The sequence below is a fragment of the Actinomadura sp. CNU-125 genome, assembly GCF_001942465.1.
GTDB lineage: Bacteria > Actinomycetota > Actinomycetes > Streptosporangiales > Streptosporangiaceae > Spirillospora.
This window is the reverse complement of the sequence record NZ_MKJY01000034.1, coordinates 1-24,178: the sequence shown is the minus strand read 5'-3', so window position 1 is coordinate 24,178 and position 24,178 is coordinate 1. Positions and strand designations below refer to the sequence as shown.

Below are 24,178 nucleotides of genomic sequence, written 5' to 3'. Positions count from 1 at the left end.
GCGCGTACTCCTGTCCCCCGGCGGTGACGTCCACGGCCGTGCCCGGCGGGCCGGGCGCGGCGCCAGGGCGCCCGCGCGATCCGGGCCACGCGGCGCCGCCCGGCCCGCCAGGCGACCTCGGTGTCGTCGTCACCGGCGAGCACCTCGGCGGCCAGGTCGTCGACGGCGTCGGCGTCCACCCAGCCGACGATGGTGCCGAGATGCTCGAACGAGGCGACCCGCAGCAGGCCGCGCAGCGCGCACACGTCGGGGTCCACCGGGTCGTCGTCCAGCACCGGCCGGGCCCGGGTGCTGGCCAGCCACAGCCGCGGCGGCGCCGGCCGCCCGTCGCCGCGCAGCAACGCCAGGACCCGGTCGACCCGCTCCAGTCCGTCCAGAGCACCGGTGGCGCACCACACCACGTTCGCCGCGTCGCCCCCGGAACCTTCGACGTCGCCGGGTTCGTCCAGTTCGTGGAGGGCGACGGGGTGGGGGCCGACGGACATGGCCCGCGCCAGGCGCTCGGCGGTGCGGTCGCCGTCCCCGGGTTCGCCGATCACGACCCAGCGCCCGGTGCCGGCCGCCGGTTCCGGGACGGGCGGCGCCTCCCGCCAGACGATCTCGAAAAGCCGGTTGTTCAGTACCTGCGCGGCCGGGGGCCGGGGCGTCCTGACGAAGTGCAGATCCTCGAGGGCTCCGGCCCACCGGCCGTCCTCGGCGTACAGGTCGGCGCGGCCGGTGGCGGTCTCGTCCCCGTCCCGGCGCAGTTCGCATCTGGTCCAGGCGATGGCGCCGGGGTCGTCGGGCAGGACGACCGACCCGATCCGGGAGGGCAGCCACGGACGGCCTTCGCCGGAGGCGTCCTCGTCGCCGGTCACCAGGTCCATGGCCACCGACAGGATGCAGCCGTCGAGCAGGACCGGATGCACGCGCGGCGCCCCCGCCCGCACGACCGCCTCCGGCGGCACCCGCACCCGCCGCACCCCGCCGGGGGCGACGGCGGCGATGGAACGGAACGCCGGGCCGGTGTCCAGGCCGATCCGCACGAAGCGCTCGTACAACCCTTCGGGCGCCGCGGCGTCGTCGTGCGGCGGAACGAGCGGCGGCCGCTCGTCCGGGGCCGTCTCGGCGCAGGTGACCACCGCGCTCGCGATGCGTTCCCACGTCCCCCCGGCGCGGTGCGAGATCTCCGCCTTCACCCGCCGCCCGCCGGTGGTCGCGGTGGCGGTGACGTGGACCGGCACCGAGTCCGCCAGCGGGAGCAGCCGTTCGAAGCGCACATCGTCCAGGCGCAGCCGGCCGGTCGCGGCGTCCAGCAACTCGCCCGTCGCGGCCAGCATCAGCTCGACGTATGCGGCGCCGGGCACCACGGCGTCGCCCCGCAGGGTGTGCTGCGCGAGCCACCCGACCCGGGCCGTGCCCAGATCGGCGCTCCACACGTGCCGGGTACGGTCCTCGGCGTCCCGGTCGTGCAGGCTCACGCGGTCGCCCAGCCACATGTGACCGCGCCCGCCGCGACCGGCGTCGCTCTCCTCCACCCAGAAGCGCGCCCGGTCGAACGCGGTGACCGGAAGGGCGACGCGCGCGCCGTCGCCGTTGACGGCGCGCAGATCCACCGGCGTCCCGGCCACGTGCAGCCGGGCCGCGGCCCGGCACATCGACTCGCGGGCGTCCTCGTCGCGCAGCAGGCTCGGCGCGGTGACGACCGGCGCGGCCAGCGCGGCCGCGGTCTCCTCCACGGCCGACAGCAGCAGCGGGTGCGGGGACAGTTCCACGAACGACCGGTGCCCGTCCTCCAGCAGCGCCCGGCACGCCAGGTCGAACCGGACGGGTTCGCGCAGGTTGCGCACCCAGTAGGCGGCGTCGAAGGCGACCGGCCGCCGCGGGTCGTGGCTGGTGGAGTAGAACGGCACCTGCGGCGGTCCGCCCGCGAGCCAGGACGTCTCGCGGGCGAGATCGTCCAGGATCGGGTCGACCTGCGCCGAGTGCGCCGCCACCGTGACCGAGATCCGCCGGCAGAACACGCCGCGTTCCTCCCAGCCGCCCACCACCTCCCGGACGGCCTCGCCGGGCCCGGCCACGACCGTCGCCGACGGCGCGGTGACCACCGCCACCGAGACGCCCGGCACCTTCTCGATCTCGGCCTCCACCCGCTCGGCAGGCAGCGCGACGCTGACCATGCAGCCCCCGGCCACCCGCTGCAGCATCGCGGACCGGGCCACGGTGATGCGCATGCCGTCCTCGGGCGTCAGGACGCCCGCCGGCGACCGCGGCGGCGGCCTCTCCCATCGAGTGGCCGACCACGGCGGCGGGACGCACCCCCCACCGCCGCCACATCTCCGCCAGCCCGGTCTGCACCGCGAACACCAGCGGCTGCACCACGTCCATGCGTTCGCCGCACTCGCCCGAACCCAGCACGGCCCGCAGCGAGAACCCGGCCGCGTCCGCCACCAGCGGCTCCAGCCGGTCGATGACGGCCGTGAACGCCGGATCGCCGTCCAGCAGGGTGCGCGCCATGCCCGCCCACTGCGACCCGTGCCCGGAGAACACCCACACCGGCATGCCCGGCCGCCGCGGCGCCCCGTCGATCACCCGGGCGTCGTCCGTCCCGTCCCGGTGCGGGTCCGCCAGCGAACGCAGACCGTCCAGCAGCCCGTCGTGATCGGCGGCGAGCACGCAGGCGCGGCGCGCCAGATGGCTGCGGTGCAGGGCCAGCGTGTGGGCGACGTCCCGCACGGCGGGCCGGGCCGTCTCGAGATGGCCGGCCAGCCGCGCGCCCGTGGCCGCCAGGCCGCCCGCGGACGCCGCCGACACCGCGAACAGGCGCGTACGGCCCGGCTCCGGAACCGTGGCCGCCGCCGGGACCGCGGGGGGCTGCTCCACGATGACGTGCGCGTTCGTCCCGGTCACCCCGAAGGACGACACCGCCGCGCGGCGCGGCCCGGACGTCTCGTCCCAGTCGACCCTGCCGGTGGGAACGTAGAAGCGGGTACCGGCCGCGTCGATGGCCGGATTCCATTTATTGAAGTGCAGGTTGGCGGGGATGAGACCGGTCCGCGCGGCCGTCACCGCCTTGATCAGCCCCAGCACGCCCGCCGCGCTCTCCGGATGCCCGATGTTGGTCTTGATCGAGCCGAGCGCGCACGGCGCGCCGTCGCGCCCGTAGGCGCCGCTGAGCGCGGCGAACTCGATCGGATCCCCGACCGGCGTGCCGGTGCCGTGCGCCTCGATGTACCCGACCTCGCCCGGGGCGACCCCGGCGGTGCGCAGCGCCTTGACGATCGCCGCCTGCTGCGCGGCCCGCGAAGGCTGGGTGATGCCCTGGACGCGGCCGGCGTGGTTCACGGCCGTCCCCGTGATCACCCCCAGCACCGGATCCCGGTCGCGGACCGCGTCGGGCAGCCGCTTGAGGGCCACCGTGCCGCAGCCCTCACCGCGCACGAATCCGTCGGCGGCCGCGTCGAAGGCCGCGCAGCGTCCCCGCGCCGACAGCGCCCCGGCCCGCGCGAAGCCGATGAGCCCCGCCCATTCCAGTTGCACGGTCACCCCGCCGGCCAAGGCCAGGTCGCTCTCGCCGGAATGCAGCGAACGGCACGCCAGGTGGACCGCGACGAGGGAGGACGCGCAGGCCGCGTCCACCGCGATCGACGGGCCGTTGACGTCCAGGATGTAGGAGATCCGTCCCGGCGCGCCCGAGTGGACCGAGGAGATGCCCTGGTAGATGTCGACGTCGTTGAGGGTGAACCGCCGGGAATAGTCGGTGTTGGAGATGCCGATGAAGAGGCCGGTCTGCGTGCCGGCCAGGGAACGCGGCGGAATGCCGGCGTTCTCCAGCGCCTCCCACGTGGTCTCCATCAGCAGCCGATGCTGCGGGTCGACGCCGGCCCCCTCGTTGACCGGAATCCCGAAGAAGCCCGGGTCGAACAGGTCGATGTCGCGCAGGAACGCCCCGTGGTGCACCGCCCGGGCGTCGGCCAGGTCGGCGGGGACCACCCGCTCGTGCCGCGGCCACCGCCAGTCCGGGTCGCAGCCGGCCACCGCGTCGCGTTCGTCCAGCAGCAGCTCCCACAGCCCCTCGACATCGGCCACCCCGCCCGGCGCCCTGCAGGACGCCCCCACGATCGCCACCGGTACCTGGGCACGAGCGCCGTCGGTCAGGCTCACCAGAAGGTCCTTTCTCTACGGTCCGCGTCCGCAGGCCTACAGGAACCGGACGGCCGCCCGGGCGGCCGGATGCCCCATGAGCGCCGGAATCGTCGTCTCGCCGTGCATGTACCGGTCGAACATCCGCCACACCGGCGGCACCCTGGTCAGAGCGCCGTGAACCGCGCCGGGACGCCGCAGGAACAGGTCCATCACCTGGCGCGAGGCCGCCATCTCCGCACCGAGATCCGTCAGGACCGCCCGGGCGTAGTCGGCACCGGCCCGCCGGACACCGGACGCGTCGGCGTCCGCCATCCGCGCCGCCGCCCTCCCCGCCCAGCGCCCCGACCGCAACGCGAAGGAGATCCCCTCCCGCGACCACGGATCGCACAGCCCGGCCGCGTCCCCCGCCACCATGATCCGGCCGCGGGCCAGGGGCGACTCCGGACGGCGGCACCGGGTCAGATGTCCGGTGTCGTGCAGCGGCGTCGCACCGTCCAGGCCCTGCCGGGCCAGGAACTCGCGCATGTAGGTACGCGTGGCGCCGCCCTCGCCGCGCGCGGCGACCACACCGGCGGTGCAGATGTCCGCTTTGGGGAACACCCACCCGAACGACCCGGGCAGCGGACCCCATTCGAACTCCGCCCGCCCCCGCCACCCGTCGGCGGCCCGGCCGCTCACCGGCACCTCGACCTCCAGGGCCAGGTCGGTCTGCTCGTAACGAACCCCGATATGGCGGGCGATCCGGCTCGCACTGCCGTCCGCGCCGACCAGCGCCTTCGCACGCACGGCCCCGCCGCCCGAGGTCCGCACGGTGACGAGTTCGTCCTCCTCCACCCCCGCGAGCGCGACGCCGTCGCGGACCTCGGCGCCCGCACGGGCCGCGACATCGGCCAGGGCGGCGTCCAGCTCGTCCCGGAACACCATCAGGCAGGGCCGTCGCCCCGAGGACGCGAGCGTCCGCCGCCGACGCCCCACATGACTGAACGTGAACGAATCGATCGTGTCGCGCACCCCGACCGTCAAGCCGTCCGGCAGCGCGGCCTGAGCATGACCGATCAGGCCACCGCCGCAGGTCTTGTAGCGAGGCATCCGCGCCCGTTCCAGCAGGAGCACCCTGCACCCGGCCTCCGCCGCGACCCGGGCCGCGCTGGTACCGGCCGGACCGGCCCCCACGACCACGACGTCCCACGCCTCTGGCGTCGATGAGGTTCGATGTGCTCGCATGCGCTCCGTCCCGGGGAGGTTGGAAGCCGGCATCACGACGGCTAGGGCAGGCGCGCCACGGAGGTGCCCCGATCGTGAACGCTTCTCGCTCGTGCCGTCCCCAGACATATGTCCCGCCCTGCTAATTACTTACCGTATCCAAAAAGTTACATAGAGTAGTCATCAAAGATGCTGGAAGACCTCTGCATGGGCCGGGGCCGACCGAAGCGGTCGTGCTCGGTCAGTCGACCTCTACCGGGTGCGGTTCACGTCGGGGGAGCCACTCCTGAAGCCCGGGGAGGTGCCCGAGTTCCGACTCGATGCGCCTGCGCGCCGAACGCCGCCGGGCGAGCAGCGCATCGGGCGGCCCCGCCTGCTGTGCCCGGCCGAGCCGGACATGCTCCACCGCCTGGTGGGCGAGGAGGGCGTGTCGGTGACCGAGGCCGCCCGCAGGCCGAAGGTCGACTGTTCCATTGCCTACGCCGTCCTCGCGGCCCGGTCCGCCGCGGACTGAGAAGCGAACAAGGAAGCAAGGTTGAAACCTTGCTTCCTTGTTGAGACTCATGAACCGTCCCTTACCGGCCCCCTACTTGGCCTGCCCCTATGGGCGGGTGGCGGGCTGGAACACCTCGACGAGGTTGCCGGCGGGGTCGGTGAGCAGGATCTGGCGTCCGCCGGGACCGGACACGACGTCGGTGCGGAACGCGACGCCCGCCGAGCGCAGGCGGGTGATCTCCGCGTCCAGGTCGTCGACGACCAGGTGGATGCGGTTGCGGCCCGGGGTGCCGAGGTCGGCCGGTGTGGCGCGGGCACCGGAGGACGTGCGGCCCGACAGCAGCAGCCGGAGCGGCCCGCGGACCACGTCGGCGAAGGCGGGCGCGGCGCTGAAGCCGACGGTGAAGCCGAGGTGGGCGGTGTAGAAGTCGACGGCGGCCTGGACGTCGTCGACGAGGTAGCGGACGCTCGCGTACTCGGTGGGCGTGCTCATGGGCGGACCTCCGGTGGCCGGGCGAGGACGGGCAGCAGATGCCGGACGCGCGTGTCGATGTCGGACGTCGTGTGGACGAAGGCGGCCAAGGCTCCCCGCTCGGAACCGCCGCCTGCCGCGACGGGGTCGGGGATGCTCCAGTGGACGAGCCGGGTGCGGTCGTCGAACTCGGGGCAGTCCTCGCGGGCCTTGTCGCACAAGGTGATCACGAAGTCGAAGCCGGGGCCGTCGAGCGCCAGCCGGCGAGGACGCGGCCGCCGATGTCGATGCCGTGCCGCTCGCGCAGGACGCGCACGGCGAGCGGGTGGATGCTCGGTTCGGGACGGCTGCCGGCGCTGGTCACGGTGATCCGGCCGCCCGTGCGGTGGCGCAGCAGCGCTTCGGCGATCGGTGAGCGGGCGCTGTTGCCGCTGCACACGAACAACACGGTCCGGTCGGGCCAGGACTGCTCGGCCCCGGGCGGGGCCGTCGACGTGGCCCGGCCCAGGCCGGGGTGCAGGGCGGTGCCGGTGTCGGCCAGGGCCTGGGCACAGCGGTCCAGATCGAGCCGGTAGTAGCTGTCACGGCCGTCGAAGCTGCTGCGGTGGGCGGCGACCAGGCCGCCGTCGCGCAGTTGCCGCAGGTGGTAGGAGACCAGGTTCTGCGGCGCGTCGGTCAACGCCGTGAGTTCGCGTACCCGCAGGTCCCCGGCGGCCAGTTCGGTCAGCAGCCGCCACCGCAGCGGATGGGCGGCCAGCCGCACGAACGGCGGGGTGGCTTGACGCGACGACCTCACCCACCGACGATACATCAAACCTATTTGATGGATCATCCGATGAGGAGACGCCGGTGCCCAGGTCTCAGCCCGATGGCGTGCCCGGGCCGTCCGGCGCCTCCGACCGGTCCCGCCCGGGACCCGGCGACGACCGGCTCGCGCGGCGACTGGGCACCGGGGACGCGGTGGTGATCGGGCTCGGCTCGATGATCGGCGCCGGGGTGTTCGCCGCGTTCGCCCCGGCGGCGCGGGCAGCGGGTTCAGGGCTGCTGATCGGGTTGGCGGTCGCGGCCGTGGTCGCCTTCTGCAACGCGACCTCGTCCGCACGGCTGGCGGCGCGCCACCCGGCCTCAGGCGGCACCTACGTCTACGGCCGCGAGCGCCTCGGCGAGTTCTGGGGATACCTGGCGGGCTGGGCCTTCGTCGTCGGCAAGACCGCCTCCTGCGCGGCGATGGCGCTGACCGTGGGGGCCTACGCCTGGCCCGCCCGAGCCCACGCGGTCGCGGTCGGCGCGGTCGTGGCGCTGACCGCGGTGAACTACGTCGGCGTGCACAAGTCCGCCCTGCTCACCCGTGCGATCGTCGCGGTCGTCCTGGCGGTGCTCGCGGCCGTCGCGGTCACCACGCTGTCCTCCGGCGCCACCCCGCTCTCCCGGCCGGACGTCGGAGCGGACGCGAGCCTCGGCGGCGTCCTGCAGGCGGCCGGCCTGCTGTTCTTCGCCTTCGCCGGATACGCGCGCATCGCCACGCTCGGCGAGGAGGTCCGCGAACCCCGCAAGACCATCCCGCGCGCGATCCCCATCGCACTCGGCATCACGCTGGTCGTGTACGCGATCCTCGCCGTCGCCACGCTCTCGGTCCTGGGACCGCACCGCCTCGCCGAGGCGACCGCGCCGCTGTCGGACGCCGTCCGCGCCGCCGATGCGGACTGGCTGACCCCCGTGGTGCGGACCGGAGCGGCGGTCGCGGCACTGGGGTCCCTGCTGGCCCTCATCCTCGGTGTCTCCCGGACCACCCTCGCGATGGCCCGCGACCGGCACCTGCCGCACGCCCTCGCCGCCGTCCACCCCCGCTTCAAGGTGCCCCACCGCGCCGAACTGGCGGTCGGCGTGGTCGTCGCGGTCGTCGCGGCGACGGTGGACGTCCGGGACGCGATCGGGTTCTCCTCCTTCGGCGTGCTGCTCTACTACGCCATCGCCAACGCCTCCGCCTGGACGCTCGCCCCCGCCGAGGGACGTCCGCCCCGCCCCATCCCGGTGGTGGGCGTGGCGGGGTGCCTGGCCCTGGCGTTCGCGCTCCCGGCCGCGGCCGTGCTCACCGGCACCGTCGTCATCGCCGCCGGCGCCGCCTGGTACGCCACCCGCAAGCTGCTCCGACGCACACGCGTCCACTGAACGACGACGACAAGCCCCACCGCGCGCAGTTCCGTCAGCGCGTGCTCCGCGCCCTCGCGGTGCAGCGCGTCCCGTCGTGGGCGTCGTGCGGGCCCGCGTTCATTCCCGCAGGTCGTCCGCGGTGGGTACGGGGCCGCCTCCCTCGGGGATCCACCGCCCCGAGTCGCGCCACTCGACCGCCTCGTGGAATCCGTGGGTGGCGGCGAACTCCTGGAACCAGCGGCCTTCGGGCGAGTGCCGGGTGATGCCGTCGAAGAGCGTCGCCAGGATCTGGGTGCCGTGCAGGCCCATGTTGTCGTAGGCCTGGTTGATCATGAGCTTCTGCATGGCGAGCTGGTTGACGGGCACGCCCGCCATCCGGTCCGCCAGCTCCTCCACGCGCGCGGGCAACCCCTCGGCGGGGACGGCCTCCAGGACCAGGCCCCAGTGGGCGGCGGTGCGGCCGTCGATGGTGTCACCGGTGAGCAGCATGCGCTTGGCGCGCTCGGCCCCCAGCCGGTACACCCACATCGCCGTGGTGGGGCAGCCCCACACGCGGGCGGGCATGTACCCGATCTTCGCGTCCTCGGCCATCACCACCAGGTCGCACGACAGGGCGATGTCGCTGCCGCCGGCGACGGCGAACCCGTGCACCTGGGCGATGGTGGGCTTCAGCGAGCGCCACAAGGTGAAGTAGTCGTCGGTGAACTGCTTCATCACCGCGAAGTCCTTGATCGGGTCCCACACCGGGTCGCCGCCGTCCGAACCCTGGGTGCCCTGGCCGTCCTCGGCGGAGATCTTCAGGTCGTAGCCGCTGCAGAAGGCCCGGCCCGCGCCGCGCAGCACGATCACGTGGACGCGCGGGTCGCGTTCGCGCGCTTCACCGCGGCCGCCAGGTCGCCGGGCATGTGGAAATCGATGGCGTTCAGCCGGTCGGGCCGGTCGAGCGTCAGGTACGCCTTGCGGTCCGCGACCTCGTAACGGATCGTGGACCGCCGTTCTTCGCTCACGATGGCTCCTCGTTTCGTGGGTCCGCCGGGCCCGGCGGGGAAGCGGCCAGCAGCGGGCGGGCGATGCGCACCCACTGCTCCAGCAGCAGATCGCGGTCGGCGTCCTCGCGGTAGAGCACGTCGGAGATCGCCACGCCGCGCAGCAACTGCACCGTCAGCTCCGCCACCAGGGGGTAGCCCGGCGCCGCGGTGACCTCGGCGCCGAGGATCTCCCCGACCACCCGGTACAGGTCGGGGCGGGCGGCGCCTTCGGCGCGGCGCAGCACCTGCCGCAGCCGCGGATTGGTGCGGGCCACCGCCCACAGCTCGAGTTCCGCGCCGAAGGACGGCCGCCGCAGCACCGCCCGCAGCACCCGCAACGCGCGCAGCAGCGGATCGCCTTCGGCGGGAGCGGCGGCGAGTTCCTCGCGCACCGCGTCCTCGTTTCGCCGCACGAGAGCGCCGACCGCCGCGCCGAACAGGTCTTCGTGCGTGGCGAAGTGGTGCAGCAGCGCCCCGCGGCTCACCCCGGCCCGACGCTGCACCTCAACGGTCGTGGTCGCCGCGGCGCCCGCCTCGACCAGCGAGTCGGCCGCCGCCCGCACGATCTTCGCCCGGGTCGCGTCCCGCTGGTCCTCCCGCTTGGACATCCCGCTCCTTTTTCGCAGTCAATGATGACTGTGAAGGACAACCTCTCACAGTCAGCCCTGACTGTGAAGGGCGCACCGATCCCGCTCACCGTCCCGCGCCGGCGGCCCCGGCCGCGGTGACGGCCTCGTCCACGGTGCGGTACACGCGCCCGTCTCCCGACTCTTCGGCCAGGACGTCGCGGACCTGGCCGATGTCGTGGGCCACGATCAGCATGGCGTCCTCCCTCGCCAGTTCCCGGTTCAGACCGGCGAGCATCTCGGCGGCCGTCACATCGACGAAAGGGACGGTTCCGGCGTCCAGGACGACGGCGTGCACCTCGTCGCGGCGGCCGTAGGCGCGCAGGGCGAAGCGGACCCGTTCGGCGTTGGCGAAGAACAGGCCGCCTTCGACGCGGACGACCGCGGTGCCGGGTACGGTGTCGGCGTCCCGGTGGTGGCGCAGATCGACCCAGGCGCCGCCGGGCAGGCGCCCGAGTTCGGCGATGTTCGGCCGGGAGGCCCGGTACAGCAAGAGCAGGAGCGAGATACCGATGCCGAGGAACAGGCCGGGCAGGGTGTCGAAGACCAGGACCCCGGCGAGCGCGGCGAGGGCGGCCAGGAAGTCCGCGCGCGCGGCGGGCCCGTAGATCCGGCCCAGCCGCCGGGTCCAGACACGGTACAGCCGGGCGATCGCGGGGAAGTCGACGAGGTCGACGACGGCGGCGATGACGATCGCGGCCAGCACCGGCTCGGGCAGCCGTTCGAACAGGGCGGTCAGGAACAGCAGCGTGAGGACGGTCAGCGCCGCGGCCGTCAGCCCCGACACCTGCGAGCGGGCGCCGGCGCCGCCGTTGACCGCGGTCTTGGACAGGCTGCCGTTCACCGGCATGCCCGCGCACAGGCCGGCGCCCAGGTTGGCGGCGCCGAGCCCGGTGAGTTCCCGGTTCGGGTCGATGTCGTACCCGGCTCTGGCGGCATAGGTCTTGGCCGCGCCCAGCCCTTCGGCGAAACCGACGAGCGCCACGCCGACCGCGCCCGCGGCCAGCGCCGCGTAGTCGGATCCGGCCACCGGCGGCGGCCCGAGCGGCGGCAGCCCGCCGGTGATGTGGCCGACGAGCGCGACGCCGTGCCCCCGCAGGTCCAGCAGGAGCGAGGCGGCGACTCCGGCCGCGACCGACAGCGCCGCCGTCGCCGACATCGGGCCGACGATCAGGTGCCGGGAGGAGCCGAACAGCGCGTACAGCACGAGCGCGGCCGGTGCGGCGTACAGCCCCACCACGGGGTCGACGCCCGCGATGGTCGCATAGGCGAGGGCTTCGGGGACGAGCACCGCCCAGACGGTCAGGCCGGCGACGACGTCGCCGCGCAGCCAGGATCGCCGGTAGCCGCGCGGCCAAGAAGCGACCACCGCCTTCATCGGGCCGCCGGCCGGCGACGGGACCGGGAATCCATCGGTACCTCCTGCACCTCCGCTGACCTCCGCTAAAGATCTCCGTGCCCACCGGAGGCAATCCGCGCGGCGGCGACCCGAGCCCAGCCAGTGAGGGAAACATGCCCCTTCACAGACCAATGGCAAAAGAATGATCATGGTCCGTTCCCGCCGGGCGCGGCCCGGGAAAGCCCAGCCTGCGGGGGAGCACTGTGACCGAACGGGCAGGGGGCGCCGTGGGTTTCGGGCAGGTGATCGGTGAACTGCTGCCGTCGGCGATCGGCGCGGCGCTCAGTCCGATCCCGATCATCGCGGTGGTGCTGATGCTGATGTCCCCGGCGGCGAGCCGGACGACGCCCGGCCTGGCACTCGGCTGGATCGTCGGCTTGGCCGCCGCGACCACGGTCGTGGTGCTGGTGGCCGATCCGGCGGGGGCCGGCCACGAGGGGGCGCAGCCGGTCGTCGGATGGATCAAGGCGGCGCTCGGCGTCCTGTTCCTGATGATGGCGGCGGGTCAGTGGCGCAAGCGTCCGGTTCCCGGCCAGGCCCCTGAGCTGCCCGGCTGGATGGCGGCGATCGACCGCCTGTCGTCCGGCACCGCGTTCGGCCTCGGCGTGCTGCTGTCGGCCGCCAATCCGAAGAACCTCACATTGGCCGTCGCGGCGGCTCTCGCCATCGGCCGGTCCGGGCTCGGTGGCGGCGCGACCGCCGGGGCGATCGCGGTGTTCGTGGCGCTGGGCAGCGTCACCGTGGCCGGGCCCGCGCTGGCCTACCTGGCGCTGCGCGACAAGGTGCAGGCTCGGCTGCTGTCGGCCAAGGACTGGCTGGTGCACGAGAACGCCACCGTCATGTTCGTCGTCCTGCTCGTCCTGGGCGTCGTCCTCATCGGCAAGGGCATCGCCATCGTCACGGGGTGAGCGGGTGGGCCGCCTCCGCGGAACGTCAGGGCGTGACGATGGGAAAGTTCTCGTCCGGCCGGTCCATGACCCCCATGAGGCGGCGCAGCTTCTCGGCGTCGCCGTCGGACTCGATTCCGTCCGTCCCCTTGCCCTCAAGGAGCCCCATGAGGAGGGGACGGGTGAGCGTCAACCGCAGGTCGGCGTCCCCGCGCGTACCGGCCGTCCTGGCCCGGTGGACGAGGGTGCCGTTGGACAACGTCATCCGGTACTTTTCGCCGGTGTCGGGGAAGTCCCAGTCGATGGTGAGATGCTCGTCCCAGGCTTTGGGGCCGTTGACGCGGATGGCGAGCGAGTCGAAGACCTGCTCGACCGACAGTCCCGCGGCCATGCCGCCGGAGATGCTCGTCGGCACGGGTTTGACGCCTTCGCGCAGTTCCATCGCGCCGGTCAGGTAGAAGTTGCGCCAGGTGCCGTTCTCCGCGCCCCGCCCGAGTGCTTGGTAGACCTCGGCGAGAGCGCGTTTGGCGTGGTCGTTGTCGGGGTCGGCGAAGACGACGTGGTTGAGCAGGGTGGCGGCGAACCGCAGGTCGCCCTGCTCGGTGTAGTCGCGGGCGAGCGCCAGGACCTTGGAGGCGCCGCCCATGCACTCCACATACCGCTTGGCCTCCTGGACCGGGGGATGCTCCCACAGGTGGGCCGGGTTTCCGTCGAACCAGCCCATGTACCGCTGGTAGACGGCCTTGACGTTGTGGGACACCGAGCCGTAGTAGCCGTGGGCGTGCCACGCCCGTTCCAGCGCGGGCGGCAGCTCCATCATCTCGGCGATCTCGATGCCGGTGTACCCCTGGTTGGTCAGGCGCAGCGTCTGGTCGTGCAGGTAGGAGTACAGGTCCCGCTGCTCCGACAGGAACGCGACGATCTCCTCCCTGCCCCAGGTCGGCCAGTGGTGGGAGGCGAACGCCACATCGGTGCCCTCGGCGAACGACTCGATCGCCTCGTCCAGATACCGCGACCACACCCGGGCGTCGCGCACCAGGGCGCCGCGCAGCGTCAACACGTTGTGCAGGTTGTGCGTGGCGTTCTCGGCCAGGCACAGGGCGCGGTGGTCGGGGAAGTGGAAGTTCATCTCCGCCGGCGCCTCGGTGCCCGGGGTCAGCTGGAAGACGATCCGCACCCCGTCGAGCCGCTCCTCCTGCCCGGACCGGGTGATGTCGCGGTTCGGCGGGATGAGGCCGATCTTCCCCATCGAGGCCGTCTGCCCCAGGCCCGTCCCGATCATGCCCTCAGGACCCACCGGCAGCATGCTGCCGGTGTGATACATGCCCCGGCGGGCCATCGCGACGCCCGCGTAGACGTTCTCGGAGACGGCGTGCTCCAGGAACCGGGCCGGAGCCAGGATCGGGATCCCGTCGGGATTCCCCGGCGGGACGATGCCCTCGGCGCCGCCGAAATGGTCCACATGCGAGTGCGTGTAGATCATCGCGGTCACCGGACGGTTCTCCCGGTGCTCGCGGTACAGGCCGAGCGCCGCCGCCGCGGTCTCCGCCGACACGAGCGGGTCGATGACGATGACGCCCCGCTCGCCCTCCACCAGCGTCATGTTCGACAGGTCCAAGCCCCGCACCTGGTAGATGCCCTCGGTCACCTGGAACAGGCCCTGCTTGGCGCACAGCTGCGACTGCCGCCACAGTGACGGGTTCGCGGCCTCAGGCGCCGGGCCGTCCAGGAAGGCGAACGCATCGCTGTCCCACACCACCTTCCCGGAGCCGTCGCGTACGACTCCGGGGGACAAGGAAGCGATCAGCCCGCGCTCGGCGTTGTCGAAGTCGGTCCGGTCGGCAAAGGGAAGATCCGTCATAATCTCCCTTATACGGCGACCACGGTAGTGACAGGCCCTATCGCCGCCCAGCAACCGGCAAACTCCGCAGCCGACCGTTCCGATGAACCCGAAGTACCTCCGGATCTCCTCGCGATGGGCCACGCATACGGCCCCGGCTCCGAGGCCGCAGCCACAACAGTGCGCACCAGGGCGCGTTCCTCTACCTCGACCGCCACGATGCGACGCCGGCGCAGCGCCCGACGGCCCTGCCGTCTGCCTGACCCCGCCCGGAACGCAGGTGGGCAGGACCTTCGGCGCTCCGTCTGATGCCTGCGAATGAAACGAAATCTGCGCCGCGCCGATCGGGCACCACCGCCGCTGGGCAACGGCCCCTAACGTCGGTAGCGCTGGAGTTCCCAAGGGTCGTGCGACGAGAACACCTCGACCTCGCCGGCGCCGTCGAGAGCCAGTTCGCGCAGTCGCGCCACGCCGGTGAGACGCTGCTCGCGGTCGGTCTCGCCGCCCGTCTGGACGAGGTCCATCAAGGGGTGTGTGAGCGGGTCGGGCCGGTCGACCTCGCCGTGGTACATGTACGCGTCGCCCGCGTGCAGCAGCCAGCGGTCGCCGTCGCGTACCGCTACTCCGGCGTGGCCGGGGGTGTGCCCGTGGAGGGGGATCAGCAGGATGTCCTCCGGCACGCCCTGGAGAGCGCGAACGCCGTCGAACCCGTGCCAGGTGTCTCCGCGTCCGCTTTCGTAGGCGATCCACTTGGGGCCGTGCGCGAGCTGGGCCGGAGTCTTGCCTCCGTCCGCGCGTTCGGCCTCGAACAGGTGGACCGCCGCTTGGGGAAAGTCGCTGAGCCCTCCGGCGTGGTCGCGGTGCAGGTGGGTCAGCGCGATGTGGCGGACGTCGGCGGGGGAGTGGCCGAGCGCCTCGATCTGTCGTATGGCGGTCGCCGCGGGATCGAGCAGTGGCCGGGCCACGCCGAGCCAGTCGTCGTGGAGTCTCTCGGACGGAGCCGCGATGTCGTCGATGCCGATTCCCGTGTCGACGAGCACGAGCCCGCAGGAGTCGGTTTCGACCAGGAGCACGTGACCGACGGCCCGGGCGGGCTTCAGCGAGCCGTCCGTTCCGTCGGCGGGCTCGATCTCCACCATGGGTGCACAGTCGAGGTGATGGACGCGCATGGTGACTCCCGTTCAGGCGATGGCCTGGTCGACCAGGTCGCCGAGCTGGTTGGTGATCGTGTGCACGACGGCCACGTCCAGCCGGACGCGGGCGAGCATCACCGCTCCTTGGAGCGACGACAGGACGAGCGCGGCCAGCGGCTCGGCGCGTTCCTCGGGGACGCCCCAGCCGTGCAGCGCGAGAGCGATCCCCTGCTGCCACGCCCCGTAGACGTCGTCGCATGCGGTGCGGATGGTCTCGCTGCTCGCGGCGGTCTCCAGGGCGACGGTCGCCACCGGACAGCCCTTGCCGAAGCCGGACGCCAGCAACGTCTCGGCGAAGTACTCGCCCAGCGCGACGACGCCGGCGCGCCCGTCCGGCGCGGCGAGGACGGCCGCCGCGAGCGCCTCGCTCACCTCTTGCCCGGACAACGTCACCGACTCGGCGGCGAGCTGCTCCTTCCCGTCGGGGAAGTGGAAGTAGAGCGAGCCCTTCGGCGCATTGCTCTCCGCGAGCACCTGGTTGAGTCCGGTGCCGTGATATCCCTGCCGCTGGAACAGCTCGGCCGCCGTCCGCAGAACCCGTTCCCTGGTTTCCCCCTGAGGTGCCATGCCCTCGACTCTAGACCGACTGGTCTACAGAATCAATAGACCAGTCTTCATATCGTGCATGGCCACGATGCGGGTGGTCGATGCGAGACGCACGTGCCCGGCGCGACGGCGAGTGCTGCTGCCGGAATACGCCAAGAAGGGATCATCGGGTCGCGTTTTAGCCGTGGGAGCGGGCACTCGGTACACGCGGGGTTCTCCCAAATGCGTCCCCGGGGTCAAGGTGGATCGATCTCCGGGTCCGGCCGACCGCCCGCCGGGTTCCATACCGGGCACGGCGGGATAATCCGACTGGCGGCGTGCACGCGAGGAACGGCGTTGCAGGCATGGAACGCCGGGGGAGCGGGACCTCCAACGGTGTCCTCATCGCGCGACCTGATCGGCTGCTGCCGCACTCGTCGAGGCGGGGCGCACGAAGACGGTGATCGTTGCGGCGACTCCGATGGCCGCTGCTGCGATCAGTGCTGTGGCCGGCCAGCCGAACCAATCGACTGCCGCAGCGCCGAAGGCGGTCCCGAGGCTCCCGCCGACGAAGTACACCAGCATGTAGGCACTGTTGAATCGCGCCGGCGCCAAGGGATCGATGGCCAGGACCGCACTTTGATTAGCCACCTGGGCAGCGAACAGCCCTGCGTCGAAGAGCGCCAGGCAGACCAGGGTTACGACGGTATTCGCGAGGCTGAAGCCGACGACGGCCGCGGCTGCCGCCGCCAAAACAAGTCCTACGAGGATGACGCGGCGGGCACCGACGCGGTCGGTCCACATGCCCGCGATCTGAGTCGCCAGGATGCCCGAGAGTCCTGCCAGTGCATACAGGCCGATCCGTTCGGCCGAGTAAGAGTACGGGGGCTCTGAGAGCGCCACGGCGAGGCGGCCCACACAGCGCAGAACGCGAAGAACCAAATGGAGCCACGGAGAGCGGCCGCTCGCAGGGTTGCGTGGTGGACGAACATGCCAGGGAAGGAACGCAATGTGGACAGGTAGCCGCGTTCGGAGTTGCCGCGAGTTGCAGGGAGCGTCACCAGGCAACACACGGCGACGAGACCGCAGGCGGCAGCGAACACCAGCAGCATCCCCCGCCAGCCGATCTCGTCGGCAAGCCACCCGCCTATGGTCCGACCTGCCAAAATGCCGGCCGAGATGCCAGCGGTCACGATCCCCAACGTCGTCGCCCGCCGCTGTGGCGCGGCCAGACGACCGGCGACCGAACTCAGCCCGGCGCCGACTGCCGAACAGGCCCCGACCACACCGATCACAGAGCCCAACAGGATCAGCGAGCCCGCGGCGGAACTTACCGCGAGCGCGCAGGCAAGGATCCCGAACTGTGCCGCGAGGACGCGCCCAGGAGCCAAGCGGTCGACCAAGGGCACGAGAAGCCCGAGGCCGACCATGTAGCCGATGGGCCCGCAAGCGAGTGCAATCCCCACGGCGGTTATCGGCTCGCCCAATGAGTCCGCCACATCGGCGATCGCCGGCTGCATCGGGTAGATGGTCGACGTGCCGAGGGCCGCGGCAACCGACATGAACAGCACGACGGGCCCGCGGAGTCGGGCAGGAGCAGGCGCCGCGGCGCCGAAGTCAGTTCGCACCCGACCGACCGTAGGAAGCAACGAATCCGGACGCTGGCGGAAATGAGACGTCATCGTCGCTGTCCAGCAAGCACGCGGTGTCGATCTTCGGGATGAGGACGCGAATCGGTGAACACGGTCGCGCGCGGATGAGTGAACTCGGCCCTGGCCGGACGGCCCGGTCTGTGCAGGCGGCGGCAGCTGACCCGCCCGGAGCAGGCGCGCGTCGGCCCAGGGACGCCGTACCTTTTCGGGAGAAGACCTTCAACTCCGCCCGGCCGACGGCCCGTGGATGACGCGATGGACGGTGGAACGGCCGACGCTGTACTCGGTGGCCAGATCCGCCAGGGACACCTCACCCCTCGGCATACCGGCGCCGGATTGACCGCCAGGCCGACTCGGGCAACTTGTGTTGCCTTGAGCTTGCCGTTCTTCTCGGCCAGCGCCATGCCCTCACGAGTGCGCAGGTTCCCCAGGTTCGCCTCGAACTTTTCCAAACACCGCGCGACCGGGACGGGGAGGCGCAGCACCCCCGCCGGGGAACACGAGCGGTCGAAGGGCCGATGGCGTTCCTGACGGCTTCTGGCGAGGCATCACACTTCAGAGCGCTACCTCGTCATAAGGGGGTGAGAAGCCGAGCCCCCTCACTGGTCGAAGGAGTGTTCATGCCCGCACAGCACGAGGTCGACGAAGCCGAGATCCGGCAGCAGGTCGACAAACTCGTCGAAGGGATCCGGGGCAAGGATCTGAACGCCCTGGAGCAGGTCTACGCAGCGGACGTCGTGTCCTTCGACATCGAGCCGCCGCTGCAGCGCGTGGGGATCGCGGCGAAGCTGAAGAACTGGTCGAACGGGTTCACGCTTTTCCGAGAGACGTCTTACGAGGTCCGCGACCTGACGCTCACCGTGGGCGCCGATGTCGCCTACGGGCACTGCTTCGCCCGGTTCAGCGGCACGCTGAGCAACGGAACGGCCACGAGCGGCATGTGGGTCCGGGTCACCTACTGCTTTCGCAAGATCGGCGATGACTGGCTGATCGCGCACGACCAGGTCTCCGTACCGATTGACATGCTGAGCGGCAAGGGCGTGGCCGACCTGGAACCCTGAGAGGCACCGACCGGAGCGTCCAAGGCCCCGACCGCCCGCCCAGCCCCTGACCTGGTCTCACAGGTCAGGGGATCGGCGTTGCCACCATCTGTGACGTCCTGCTTCGTGTCGTTCACCATGGGGCAGCAGCGGTCCCCAGTCCGCCACTGCCGGTTCGTCAGATCCTTTGGCGTTGCGACACGCCGCCCGCACCGGACATTCCTAAACACGACCTAGTGCATCTGGGCGTTCCCCAGGTCATCCGTGCAGCGCGAGCGGGCGCGGGCGTCCACGGAACGTTCCGCCCTCAAAGCCGGAACTGCATCAGCCACCCAGGGAACACCGCCTGCACCTGGCGGGGCCGCTTCCAGTCAGCGGACGGAACGGTCGACCGGCAGGACGCCTACCTATACGGAAGCGCCCCGGACTGCGGACGGGCATGCGGGCAGAGGCCAGGAACGTCGGCCACGCCGGTCACGTCGACCTCATGGCGGGCAGCCGCGAGTGGATCCTCACCGCGCTCACCCGGGGGCTCTCGCCTTGGTCCGCAGAGGCGCCCGCCCGCTGTGGGCCAGCCACTCCCCGGGCGGGCGCAGGCGACAGCGTGCGATTGCCGAGACCGGAGGAGAACTACGCACCGGACGCCCGCTCCGCTTCGTCCTCAGCCGGCCGCCCACACCCGGACATATGAGGAGCCCCGCTGTACCGAGCGTTGTCGGTTCCGAACACGTATGGCGACGGCCTCGGTGTCGAGCGGACTGTTGCCGGCCTCGGAGCCGACGATATTCATTCCTGAGAGGGAGGCGGGTGAACCGACCGGGGGAGGCGCGGGGAACGTCCGTGGCGTGAAGCTCGTGGCATGACGATCACGAGACGGGTGCCATTGGTGGCGCCCTTGTGGATCTCGGCCTATTTGGCGCTGCGCGTGTACTGGGCCGCGACCGGGACGCCCGGCGGGCTGTCTCCCGTGGAAAGCGACCTGGTGGCCTTCACCGGCTGGGGTGCGGCCGTACTCTGCGCCGTCGCGGCCGTCGCCGGGTTCATTCTGCTCAGTACCGACCTGGACGGAGTGCCGCGGCGGCTGCTGCTCGGGACGGCCTGGGCGGCGAGCCTCGCGCTGGTCGCCTCGTCGGCGCTGCTGCTGCTCGACGTGATCGGCGCGGTGTTCCCGGGACTCGGGATCGAGTTCTATCCGCTGGGCGCGCTGAGCCGCGCGGCGTGCGCGGGCGGCGGAGTGCTCCTCGGCTTGTTGACGCTGGCCTACCAGCGGCGGAAGGGCCGGCGCGCGCCGGTCGTCTACACGCGGACGCCCCCGTGGGCTTATGTCGCCGCGTACGTCTCGGTGACCGGGTGCGTCGTCCGCATCGCCGCCCAGGCCGTGGTCGGGTTCGGCGAGTCACCCCTCGCCACAGGCTCGGCGCTGCTGTTCGAGGCCGCGTTCCTGCTGGCGGGGACGGTGCTGCCGCTGTCGCTCGCGCACCGGTGGGGAAGGATCTGGCCGTTCTGGATCCCGGCCCTGCGGGGACGACCGGTCCCCCGCAGGCTCGTGCTCTGGCCCGCCGTGGGCGTCGCGGCGGGGATCACCGTCTACTTCGGGTTGATGCTGCTCCAGATGTTCTGGGAGAGGCTGCACGGCCGCAACCCTTTCCCACCCGACGGCGACATGGCCCTGCCGGAGACGTTCTTCTGGGTGGCCGTCCCCGCCTACTGGGTGTGGGGGGCGGGACTGGCCGCCGCCGCCCTCGCCTATGCGCGCCGCACCCGGACGGCCGTGCCGGAGACAACGGCACGTGTCGGATCAACGACGGGGACGAACGGTTCGACATCGGCGGTGACGAGCTAATCAACCAGTGCTGACGGTCGCACCCGCGCCGCTACGGCGAGGCGCAGTCGCGGGTGCGGCCGTCGCTGCCGGTTTTGCGGGAACTTGGAGAGCTGGTCAGAAGCGTTCGCCGTGCCGGGTGGCAGTCCGATCCCGAGCAAGAACATGTCCGGCGAAATCAACTGGTACCAGAGATCGACGAAGGCGACCCCATAGGACCGGAGCGCGCCGACCAGCATGCGTGCCGCGGTCGTGGCTTCTTCCGCACCCGCATTGGGGAACCGGCCGATGACCAATCCATCGGTGTCGGAGGAATCCGAGGGGTGCCAGCCCAGTGCGGCCATCGCGTCGGACCAGCCGGGGCCGGCGTCTTCAGGAATGAATGCCTCGATCTGCAGGCTCCAGTCCTCTCGGGTGCTCCACTGCACGAACCACCTGTGGAGACAGCGCACCGATCCCGACCACCCCATCAACGCCCTGCGGACCCGCGCCGTCCAAGCAGTGGAGCACGGCGTGGCCGACCGCCACAGCGTCGCCGTCACCATCCTGCAAAGCCTGCTACCTGACTATCAGCGCGTTCTGGGTCCCGAACACCCCGATACCCTGAACACCCGCCACAACCTCGCCCACTGGACGGGCCAGATGGATTTGTTCGTCCAGGCGATCGAACTGGTCGTGTCCACCCAATTCGGGTCGCCGTCGATGCTGCAGCGCAAGCTACGCGTCGGATCCGCCAAGGCCAGCGGCCTGATAGGCCTGATGGAGAGTCGCGGCATCGTCGGGCCGAGCAAGGGCTCCATGCCGTGGGACGTGCTGACCAAGCGGGACGACCTTCCCGGCGTGCTCACGAAAGTGCGCGGCGGGGGTTGACCCGGAGCAACCCAGGCCACTCGGGCACGGGCAAGGCCTGCCGGAGCGCTCAGAGTCCGTCACCCCTCGCCGACGGCCGGATCATGGCGGTCCCATTGCTTTGGACCGTCACATCTGATCACACAGAGCCACCTTTCGTCCGGTCCCATAGACCTGCGTAGAGGTCCCTCTGTGTGCTCCGGGTGCAGATCAAGGGGGCAAGGTCCTCGTCGTCTCGCTGCCCGCTGCCGCTCTGGCGTTCGAGTCCTGCTGGTCTCGCTCCTCGAGGACGGCGCCGCGTACGGGCTCGTCTTCCCCCGGACCGACGGACGGTTGCTGGTCCGGGGCGGCTCACCACCGCGCGCCGCCGGCGTCGACCACGCCCGGCTCGCCCCGCACGTCCTGCGCGCCACCGCTGCCACCCTGCTGGACGCCGACGTCCCCGTCGACCGCGTCCAGACGATGCTCGGCTACGCCTCCCCATCACCACGCAGCGCTACGACCGGGGCGATCACCGTCGCCTACCGGGTGTCCTCCCTGTTCGGACGATGCGGCTCCGGGCCCCGGCGGCGGGCGCCCGGGGACTCTTCGCCGACCGTGGCGACGCCAGCGGGAGGGCATGCTCAGCATTCGCCGCGCCACCTCGCGCCGAGGACGACTGGGGCATTGTAGGCAGTACCGATGTTGATCTTGTACTGGCCGCCGTAGGGTTCATCCGGGTAAGGGTTGCGGTGCAGGCACCTGGACGAGGCCGGGGAGGCGGGCCAGTCCCAGGTGAGCTGAATGTGGTCGGGACCGGCGTAGCGGGCGCCGTTGTTGAACACCGACTTGGCGTATACCGGCCCTTCGAAGTCGCCGAAGGACCGGAAGACCACCCTGCCGGTCTGGTTCAAGCCGCTGTACCCGCAGACGTAGCCCCGGGGACAGCCGGGCGGGTTGGCCTCTGCCTGGGCGGGCGCCGCCGCGCTCACCGCCGCGCCGACGGCGACCGCGATGATCGCGGCGCCGGCCACGGTGCGCGGAGCAAGACGATTCGCTGTATGGGTCGGCATGTTTCCTCCCATGCACTCGACGTTGCAGCCCTTCGAACAGCCGAAGCCTCGTGGCTGGGAGCTGCTGGTGAAAGCAGTAAACGGATACGCGTCGCCAGGGTTCAAACCTTTCGAATGTCGTGCAAACCTGGTGATCAGGGTGCGGGAGAGATCTGGTCCGTGACGGAGGTCGGACATGCTTCGTTTCCACTTGGACGCTGCTGACCTGGGGCGATTGCGCATGGCCCAGCGTCCTCTTCCACTCTGGGATGTTTTTTTCAGCCTCTGGCTTTTGTGGAGCCGCGGCGATGCGCTGCTGTTCGATCCGTGGCGCCACGCGGTCCGCAGAGCGCTGGCCGATGCGCAGTTGACGGACACGGTTGCCCTGCTCGGCCGGTTGTACTTCGAGGGCGACCACGCGCCGGACTTCCTGCTGGCCACGCCGGACCTCACCGACCTGGACGCCGCACTGGACGCGATCGCGTCGACCCCGCGCACCGCCCTGAAAGCGCAGATGAACGAACTCTTCGTGCTCCGCGGCCGCCGATCCGTCCCACTGAGCCGGGAGCTGGCGGACGGTGACGTGGAAACGCTCGAACGGCTGGGCTCCGTCCTTCGCAGGTACTACGACATCGCCGTCGCCCCCTACACCGAGCACGCGCAGCGCGCCCATACCGCCGAACGATCCCGCCAAGGAGAGGTCGCGCTCTCCGCGGGCGTGGACGCATGGCTCGGCGGCTACCCGCCCGAGCTCATGCACTGGGAGTACGGCGTGCTGGCGGTCGGCAGCCCACACGAGGCCGACTTCCGTCTTGAGGGCCGGCCGATGACGCTGATCCCGTCGTTCTTCGCCACGAACATCCGGGCGACCGGCGAGCACTGGATTCCCCCGATCATCGCCTATCCGGTGGAGCACAGGCTGGGATGGCTCGCCGACGGCCCCCCGGAGCGGCCGAGGCCGTCCGCCTCGCTCGACCGGCTGATCGGGAGCGCCCGCTCCGCCGCGCTGGAAACCCTCGACCGGGCGATGACGACCACGCAACTCGCCGACGCGCTCGCACTCTCACTGCCCACGATCAGCAGGCACACCGCGATCCTGCGGGAAGCCGGGCTCATCACCACCCGACGCCAAGGCCAAGCCGTGCTGCACACCCGCACAGCACTGGGCGAGGCATTGCTGTCCGGCAGCCACCCGCCGATCACACCGACACCAGCGCCCGCCGTCTCAACCGACCACCACGGCCCCAGAGAGGGTCTTGACGCCTAGAGATCCCTAGAAGAGCACCCCGCAGGGGCCAAGCCTTTTTCGAGTCACGACCAAGGTCGGAGCAGCCGATCCCAGACCAGCCAGAAGAAGACTCACAGCCTGTTTCGAAGTGAGATGAGCGGCGGCGTGTCGTGCGCCGGACGCAGCGAGGTCTCCGGTAGAGCGTTCATCGACCAAGAAGAACAACACCGGGGACCTCGTGGCCACCCTAGCGGTGACGAGGCGGTTCGACCTGACCGATGGACAATGGGCGCGGCTGGAGCCGCTGCTGCCCGCACCCAGACGTCCGGGCCGGCTCTCGACATGGACCAAGCGGCAGCTCATCGACGGTATCCGCTGGCGGGTGCGTGTCGGTGCCCCGTGGCGGGACGTGCCCGCCTGCTACGGCTCCTGGCGGGCGGTGTACTCGCTGTTCCGCCGCTGGCAACGTGACGGCACCTGGGCCGACATCCTGGCCCGCCTCCAGGCCGAGGCAGACGCCGCCGGGCTGATCACCTGGCAGATCGGCGTCGATTCCACCGTCATGCGCGCCCACCAGCACGCCGCCGGAGCCCGCCGCCACGGCGAGGCGCA

24 protein-coding genes and 2 pseudogenes are annotated in these 24,178 nt (G+C 71.5%); 9 read left to right on the top strand and 17 right to left on the bottom strand.

The features are described from left to right. From BJF79_RS05415 to BJF79_RS05390, 3 genes and pseudogenes are all read right to left on the bottom strand, one after another. The coding region (locus BJF79_RS05415) for an acyltransferase domain-containing protein (protein WP_143219713.1) at positions 1-2,213 on the bottom strand (2,213 nt) is incomplete at its 3' end. 88 nt (positions 2,214-2,301) lie between these two features. Continuing rightward, positions 2,302-4,068, bottom strand: a pseudogene (locus BJF79_RS66520) (type I polyketide synthase); the annotation flags it as partial. A gap of 111 nt (positions 4,069-4,179) precedes the next feature. Then, the gene (locus tag BJF79_RS05390) at positions 4,180-5,349 is read right to left on the bottom strand and encodes a geranylgeranyl reductase family protein (protein ID WP_262401574.1); all 1,170 of its coding nucleotides are present in this window, start codon (positions 5,347-5,349) and stop codon (positions 4,180-4,182) included. 280 nt (positions 5,350-5,629) lie between these two features. Between BJF79_RS05390 and BJF79_RS05385 the strand changes: the two genes are divergently transcribed. Then, positions 5,630-5,842 (top strand): hypothetical protein, encoded by a 213-nt coding sequence (locus tag BJF79_RS05385; protein WP_143219712.1) that lies wholly within the window; start codon positions 5,630-5,632, stop codon positions 5,840-5,842. A gap of 87 nt (positions 5,843-5,929) precedes the next feature. On the opposite strand, the gene BJF79_RS05380 is transcribed toward BJF79_RS05385, so the two are convergent. From BJF79_RS05380 to BJF79_RS05375, 3 genes are read right to left on the bottom strand one after another with little or no spacing between them, the layout of a single operon-like run. After that, on the bottom strand, positions 5,930-6,316 hold the full coding sequence (locus BJF79_RS05380) for a VOC family protein (RefSeq protein WP_075895288.1): 387 nt from the start codon (positions 6,314-6,316) through the stop codon (positions 5,930-5,932). Next, positions 6,313-6,525 carry a hypothetical protein gene (locus BJF79_RS58560; protein ID WP_262401573.1) on the bottom strand — a complete coding sequence of 71 codons (213 nt, stop codon included), beginning with the start codon at positions 6,523-6,525 and terminating at the stop codon, positions 6,313-6,315. The genes BJF79_RS05380 and BJF79_RS58560 overlap by 4 nt, the downstream gene beginning before the upstream one ends. Continuing rightward, positions 6,522-7,091: an ArsR family transcriptional regulator gene (locus BJF79_RS05375; protein ID WP_262401572.1), complete on the bottom strand. Its 570-nt coding sequence runs from the start codon at positions 7,089-7,091 to the stop codon at positions 6,522-6,524. The genes BJF79_RS58560 and BJF79_RS05375 overlap by 4 nt, the downstream gene beginning before the upstream one ends. Positions 7,092-7,237: 146 nt before the next feature. Between BJF79_RS05375 and BJF79_RS05370 the strand changes: the two genes are divergently transcribed. Then, entirely contained in the window at positions 7,238-8,464 is a 1,227-nt protein-coding gene (locus BJF79_RS05370) for an APC family permease (protein ID WP_410050052.1), read from the top strand. A gap of 99 nt (positions 8,465-8,563) precedes the next feature. Here the strand turns inward: BJF79_RS05370 and BJF79_RS05365 are convergent, their stop codons facing one another. The 4 genes from BJF79_RS05365 to BJF79_RS05355 form a co-directional block, all read right to left on the bottom strand. Continuing rightward, positions 8,564-9,295: a crotonase/enoyl-CoA hydratase family protein gene (locus BJF79_RS05365; protein WP_262401571.1), complete on the bottom strand. Its 732-nt coding sequence runs from the start codon at positions 9,293-9,295 to the stop codon at positions 8,564-8,566. Next, positions 9,292-9,453: a hypothetical protein gene (locus tag BJF79_RS58555; protein WP_262401570.1), complete on the bottom strand. Its 162-nt coding sequence runs from the start codon at positions 9,451-9,453 to the stop codon at positions 9,292-9,294. The genes BJF79_RS05365 and BJF79_RS58555 overlap by 4 nt, the downstream gene beginning before the upstream one ends. After that, a complete protein-coding gene (locus BJF79_RS05360; RefSeq protein ID WP_075895286.1) occupies positions 9,450-10,082 on the bottom strand; it encodes a TetR/AcrR family transcriptional regulator in 633 nt (210 codons plus the stop codon). The genes BJF79_RS58555 and BJF79_RS05360 overlap by 4 nt, the downstream gene beginning before the upstream one ends. An 85-nt stretch (positions 10,083-10,167) precedes the next feature. Next, positions 10,168-11,478, bottom strand: coding sequence for a SulP family inorganic anion transporter (locus BJF79_RS05355; protein ID WP_075895285.1), 1,311 nt, complete (start codon positions 11,476-11,478; stop codon positions 10,168-10,170). A gap of 248 nt (positions 11,479-11,726) precedes the next feature. On the opposite strand from BJF79_RS05355, the gene BJF79_RS05350 reads away from it, so the two are divergent. Beyond that, positions 11,727-12,407, top strand: a complete 681-nt coding sequence (locus BJF79_RS05350; protein WP_075895284.1) for a GAP family protein — start codon at positions 11,727-11,729, stop codon at positions 12,405-12,407. 25 nt (positions 12,408-12,432) lie between these two features. On the opposite strand, the gene BJF79_RS05345 is transcribed toward BJF79_RS05350, so the two are convergent. The 5 genes from BJF79_RS05345 to BJF79_RS05330 form a co-directional block, all read right to left on the bottom strand. Then, the gene (locus BJF79_RS05345; RefSeq protein ID WP_075895283.1) at positions 12,433-14,247 is read right to left on the bottom strand and encodes an alkyl/aryl-sulfatase; all 1,815 of its coding nucleotides are present in this window, start codon (positions 14,245-14,247) and stop codon (positions 12,433-12,435) included. Positions 14,248-14,600: 353 nt separating this feature from the next. Beyond that, complete coding sequence (locus BJF79_RS05340) at positions 14,601-15,395, bottom strand: MBL fold metallo-hydrolase (RefSeq protein ID WP_075895282.1); 795 nt, start codon at positions 15,393-15,395, stop codon at positions 14,601-14,603. Between the two features lie 12 nt (positions 15,396-15,407). Further along, a complete protein-coding gene (locus BJF79_RS05335; protein WP_075895281.1) occupies positions 15,408-15,986 on the bottom strand; it encodes a TetR/AcrR family transcriptional regulator in 579 nt (192 codons plus the stop codon). Between the two features lie 360 nt (positions 15,987-16,346). Beyond that, positions 16,347-16,757, bottom strand: coding sequence for an MFS transporter (locus tag BJF79_RS58550; protein WP_262401579.1), 411 nt, complete (start codon positions 16,755-16,757; stop codon positions 16,347-16,349). Further along, positions 16,706-17,506, bottom strand: a complete 801-nt coding sequence (locus BJF79_RS05330) for an MFS transporter (protein WP_262401578.1) — start codon at positions 17,504-17,506, stop codon at positions 16,706-16,708. The genes BJF79_RS58550 and BJF79_RS05330 overlap by 52 nt, the downstream gene beginning before the upstream one ends. 710 nt (positions 17,507-18,216) lie before the next feature. On the opposite strand from BJF79_RS05330, the gene BJF79_RS05325 reads away from it, so the two are divergent. Both BJF79_RS05325 and BJF79_RS05320 read left to right on the top strand, forming a co-directional pair. Further along, entirely contained in the window at positions 18,217-18,657 is a 441-nt protein-coding gene (locus BJF79_RS05325; protein ID WP_075895280.1) for a YybH family protein, read from the top strand. Between the two features lie 838 nt (positions 18,658-19,495). Beyond that, entirely contained in the window at positions 19,496-20,479 is a 984-nt protein-coding gene (locus BJF79_RS05320; RefSeq protein WP_262401568.1) for a hypothetical protein, read from the top strand. Here BJF79_RS05320 and BJF79_RS58545 read toward each other — a convergent pair. Then, positions 20,476-20,886: a hypothetical protein gene (locus BJF79_RS58545; RefSeq protein ID WP_262401567.1), complete on the bottom strand. Its 411-nt coding sequence runs from the start codon at positions 20,884-20,886 to the stop codon at positions 20,476-20,478. The two genes, BJF79_RS05320 and BJF79_RS58545, sit on opposite strands and share 4 nt — an antisense overlap. A gap of 214 nt (positions 20,887-21,100) precedes the next feature. On the opposite strand from BJF79_RS58545, the pseudogene BJF79_RS58540 reads away from it, so the two are divergent. Both BJF79_RS58540 and BJF79_RS52810 read left to right on the top strand, forming a co-directional pair. Beyond that, positions 21,101-21,328: pseudogene (locus tag BJF79_RS58540) on the top strand (DNA translocase FtsK); the annotation flags it as partial. Between the two features lie 171 nt (positions 21,329-21,499). Then, a complete protein-coding gene (locus BJF79_RS52810) occupies positions 21,500-21,979 on the top strand; it encodes a hypothetical protein (RefSeq protein ID WP_143219711.1) in 480 nt (159 codons plus the stop codon). Here BJF79_RS52810 and BJF79_RS05305 read toward each other — a convergent pair. Further along, the gene (locus tag BJF79_RS05305; protein WP_262401566.1) at positions 21,931-22,536 is read right to left on the bottom strand and encodes a peptidase inhibitor family I36 protein; all 606 of its coding nucleotides are present in this window, start codon (positions 22,534-22,536) and stop codon (positions 21,931-21,933) included. The genes BJF79_RS52810 and BJF79_RS05305 overlap by 49 nt on opposite strands. On the opposite strand from BJF79_RS05305, the gene BJF79_RS05300 reads away from it, so the two are divergent. Then, positions 22,535-23,605: an ArsR/SmtB family transcription factor gene (locus BJF79_RS05300; protein WP_083733181.1), complete on the top strand. Its 1,071-nt coding sequence runs from the start codon at positions 22,535-22,537 to the stop codon at positions 23,603-23,605. The two genes, BJF79_RS05305 and BJF79_RS05300, sit on opposite strands and share 2 nt — an antisense overlap. A gap of 199 nt (positions 23,606-23,804) precedes the next feature. After that, the coding region (locus BJF79_RS05295) for an IS5 family transposase (protein WP_143219709.1) at positions 23,805-24,178 on the top strand (374 nt) is incomplete at its 3' end.

What these genes read in the sequence shown, in the direction of transcription:
- BJF79_RS05325 (WP_075895280.1), top strand. Translation starts at nt 18,217, where the DNA reads ATGCCCGCACAGCACGAGGTCGACGAAGCCGAGATCCGGCAGCAGGTC.
- BJF79_RS05390 (WP_262401574.1), bottom strand. Translation starts at nt 5,349, where the DNA reads ATGCGAGCACATCGAACCTCATCGACGCCAGAGGCGTGGGACGTCGTG.
- BJF79_RS05320 (WP_262401568.1), top strand. Translation starts at nt 19,496, where the DNA reads ATGACGATCACGAGACGGGTGCCATTGGTGGCGCCCTTGTGGATCTCG.
- BJF79_RS05330 (WP_262401578.1), bottom strand. Translation starts at nt 17,506, where the DNA reads ATGTCGGTTGCCGCGGCCCTCGGCACGTCGACCATCTACCCGATGCAG.
- BJF79_RS05335 (WP_075895281.1), bottom strand. Translation starts at nt 15,986, where the DNA reads ATGGCACCTCAGGGGGAAACCAGGGAACGGGTTCTGCGGACGGCGGCC.
- BJF79_RS05305 (WP_262401566.1), bottom strand. Translation starts at nt 22,536, where the DNA reads ATGTCCGACCTCCGTCACGGACCAGATCTCTCCCGCACCCTGATCACC.
- BJF79_RS05340 (WP_075895282.1), bottom strand. Translation starts at nt 15,395, where the DNA reads ATGCGCGTCCATCACCTCGACTGTGCACCCATGGTGGAGATCGAGCCC.
- BJF79_RS05300 (WP_083733181.1), top strand. Translation starts at nt 22,535, where the DNA reads ATGCTTCGTTTCCACTTGGACGCTGCTGACCTGGGGCGATTGCGCATG.
- BJF79_RS05345 (WP_075895283.1), bottom strand. Translation starts at nt 14,247, where the DNA reads ATGACGGATCTTCCCTTTGCCGACCGGACCGACTTCGACAACGCCGAG.
- BJF79_RS05355 (WP_075895285.1), bottom strand. Translation starts at nt 11,478, where the DNA reads ATGAAGGCGGTGGTCGCTTCTTGGCCGCGCGGCTACCGGCGATCCTGG.
- BJF79_RS05360 (WP_075895286.1), bottom strand. Translation starts at nt 10,082, where the DNA reads ATGTCCAAGCGGGAGGACCAGCGGGACGCGACCCGGGCGAAGATCGTG.
- BJF79_RS05380 (WP_075895288.1), bottom strand. Translation starts at nt 6,316, where the DNA reads ATGAGCACGCCCACCGAGTACGCGAGCGTCCGCTACCTCGTCGACGAC.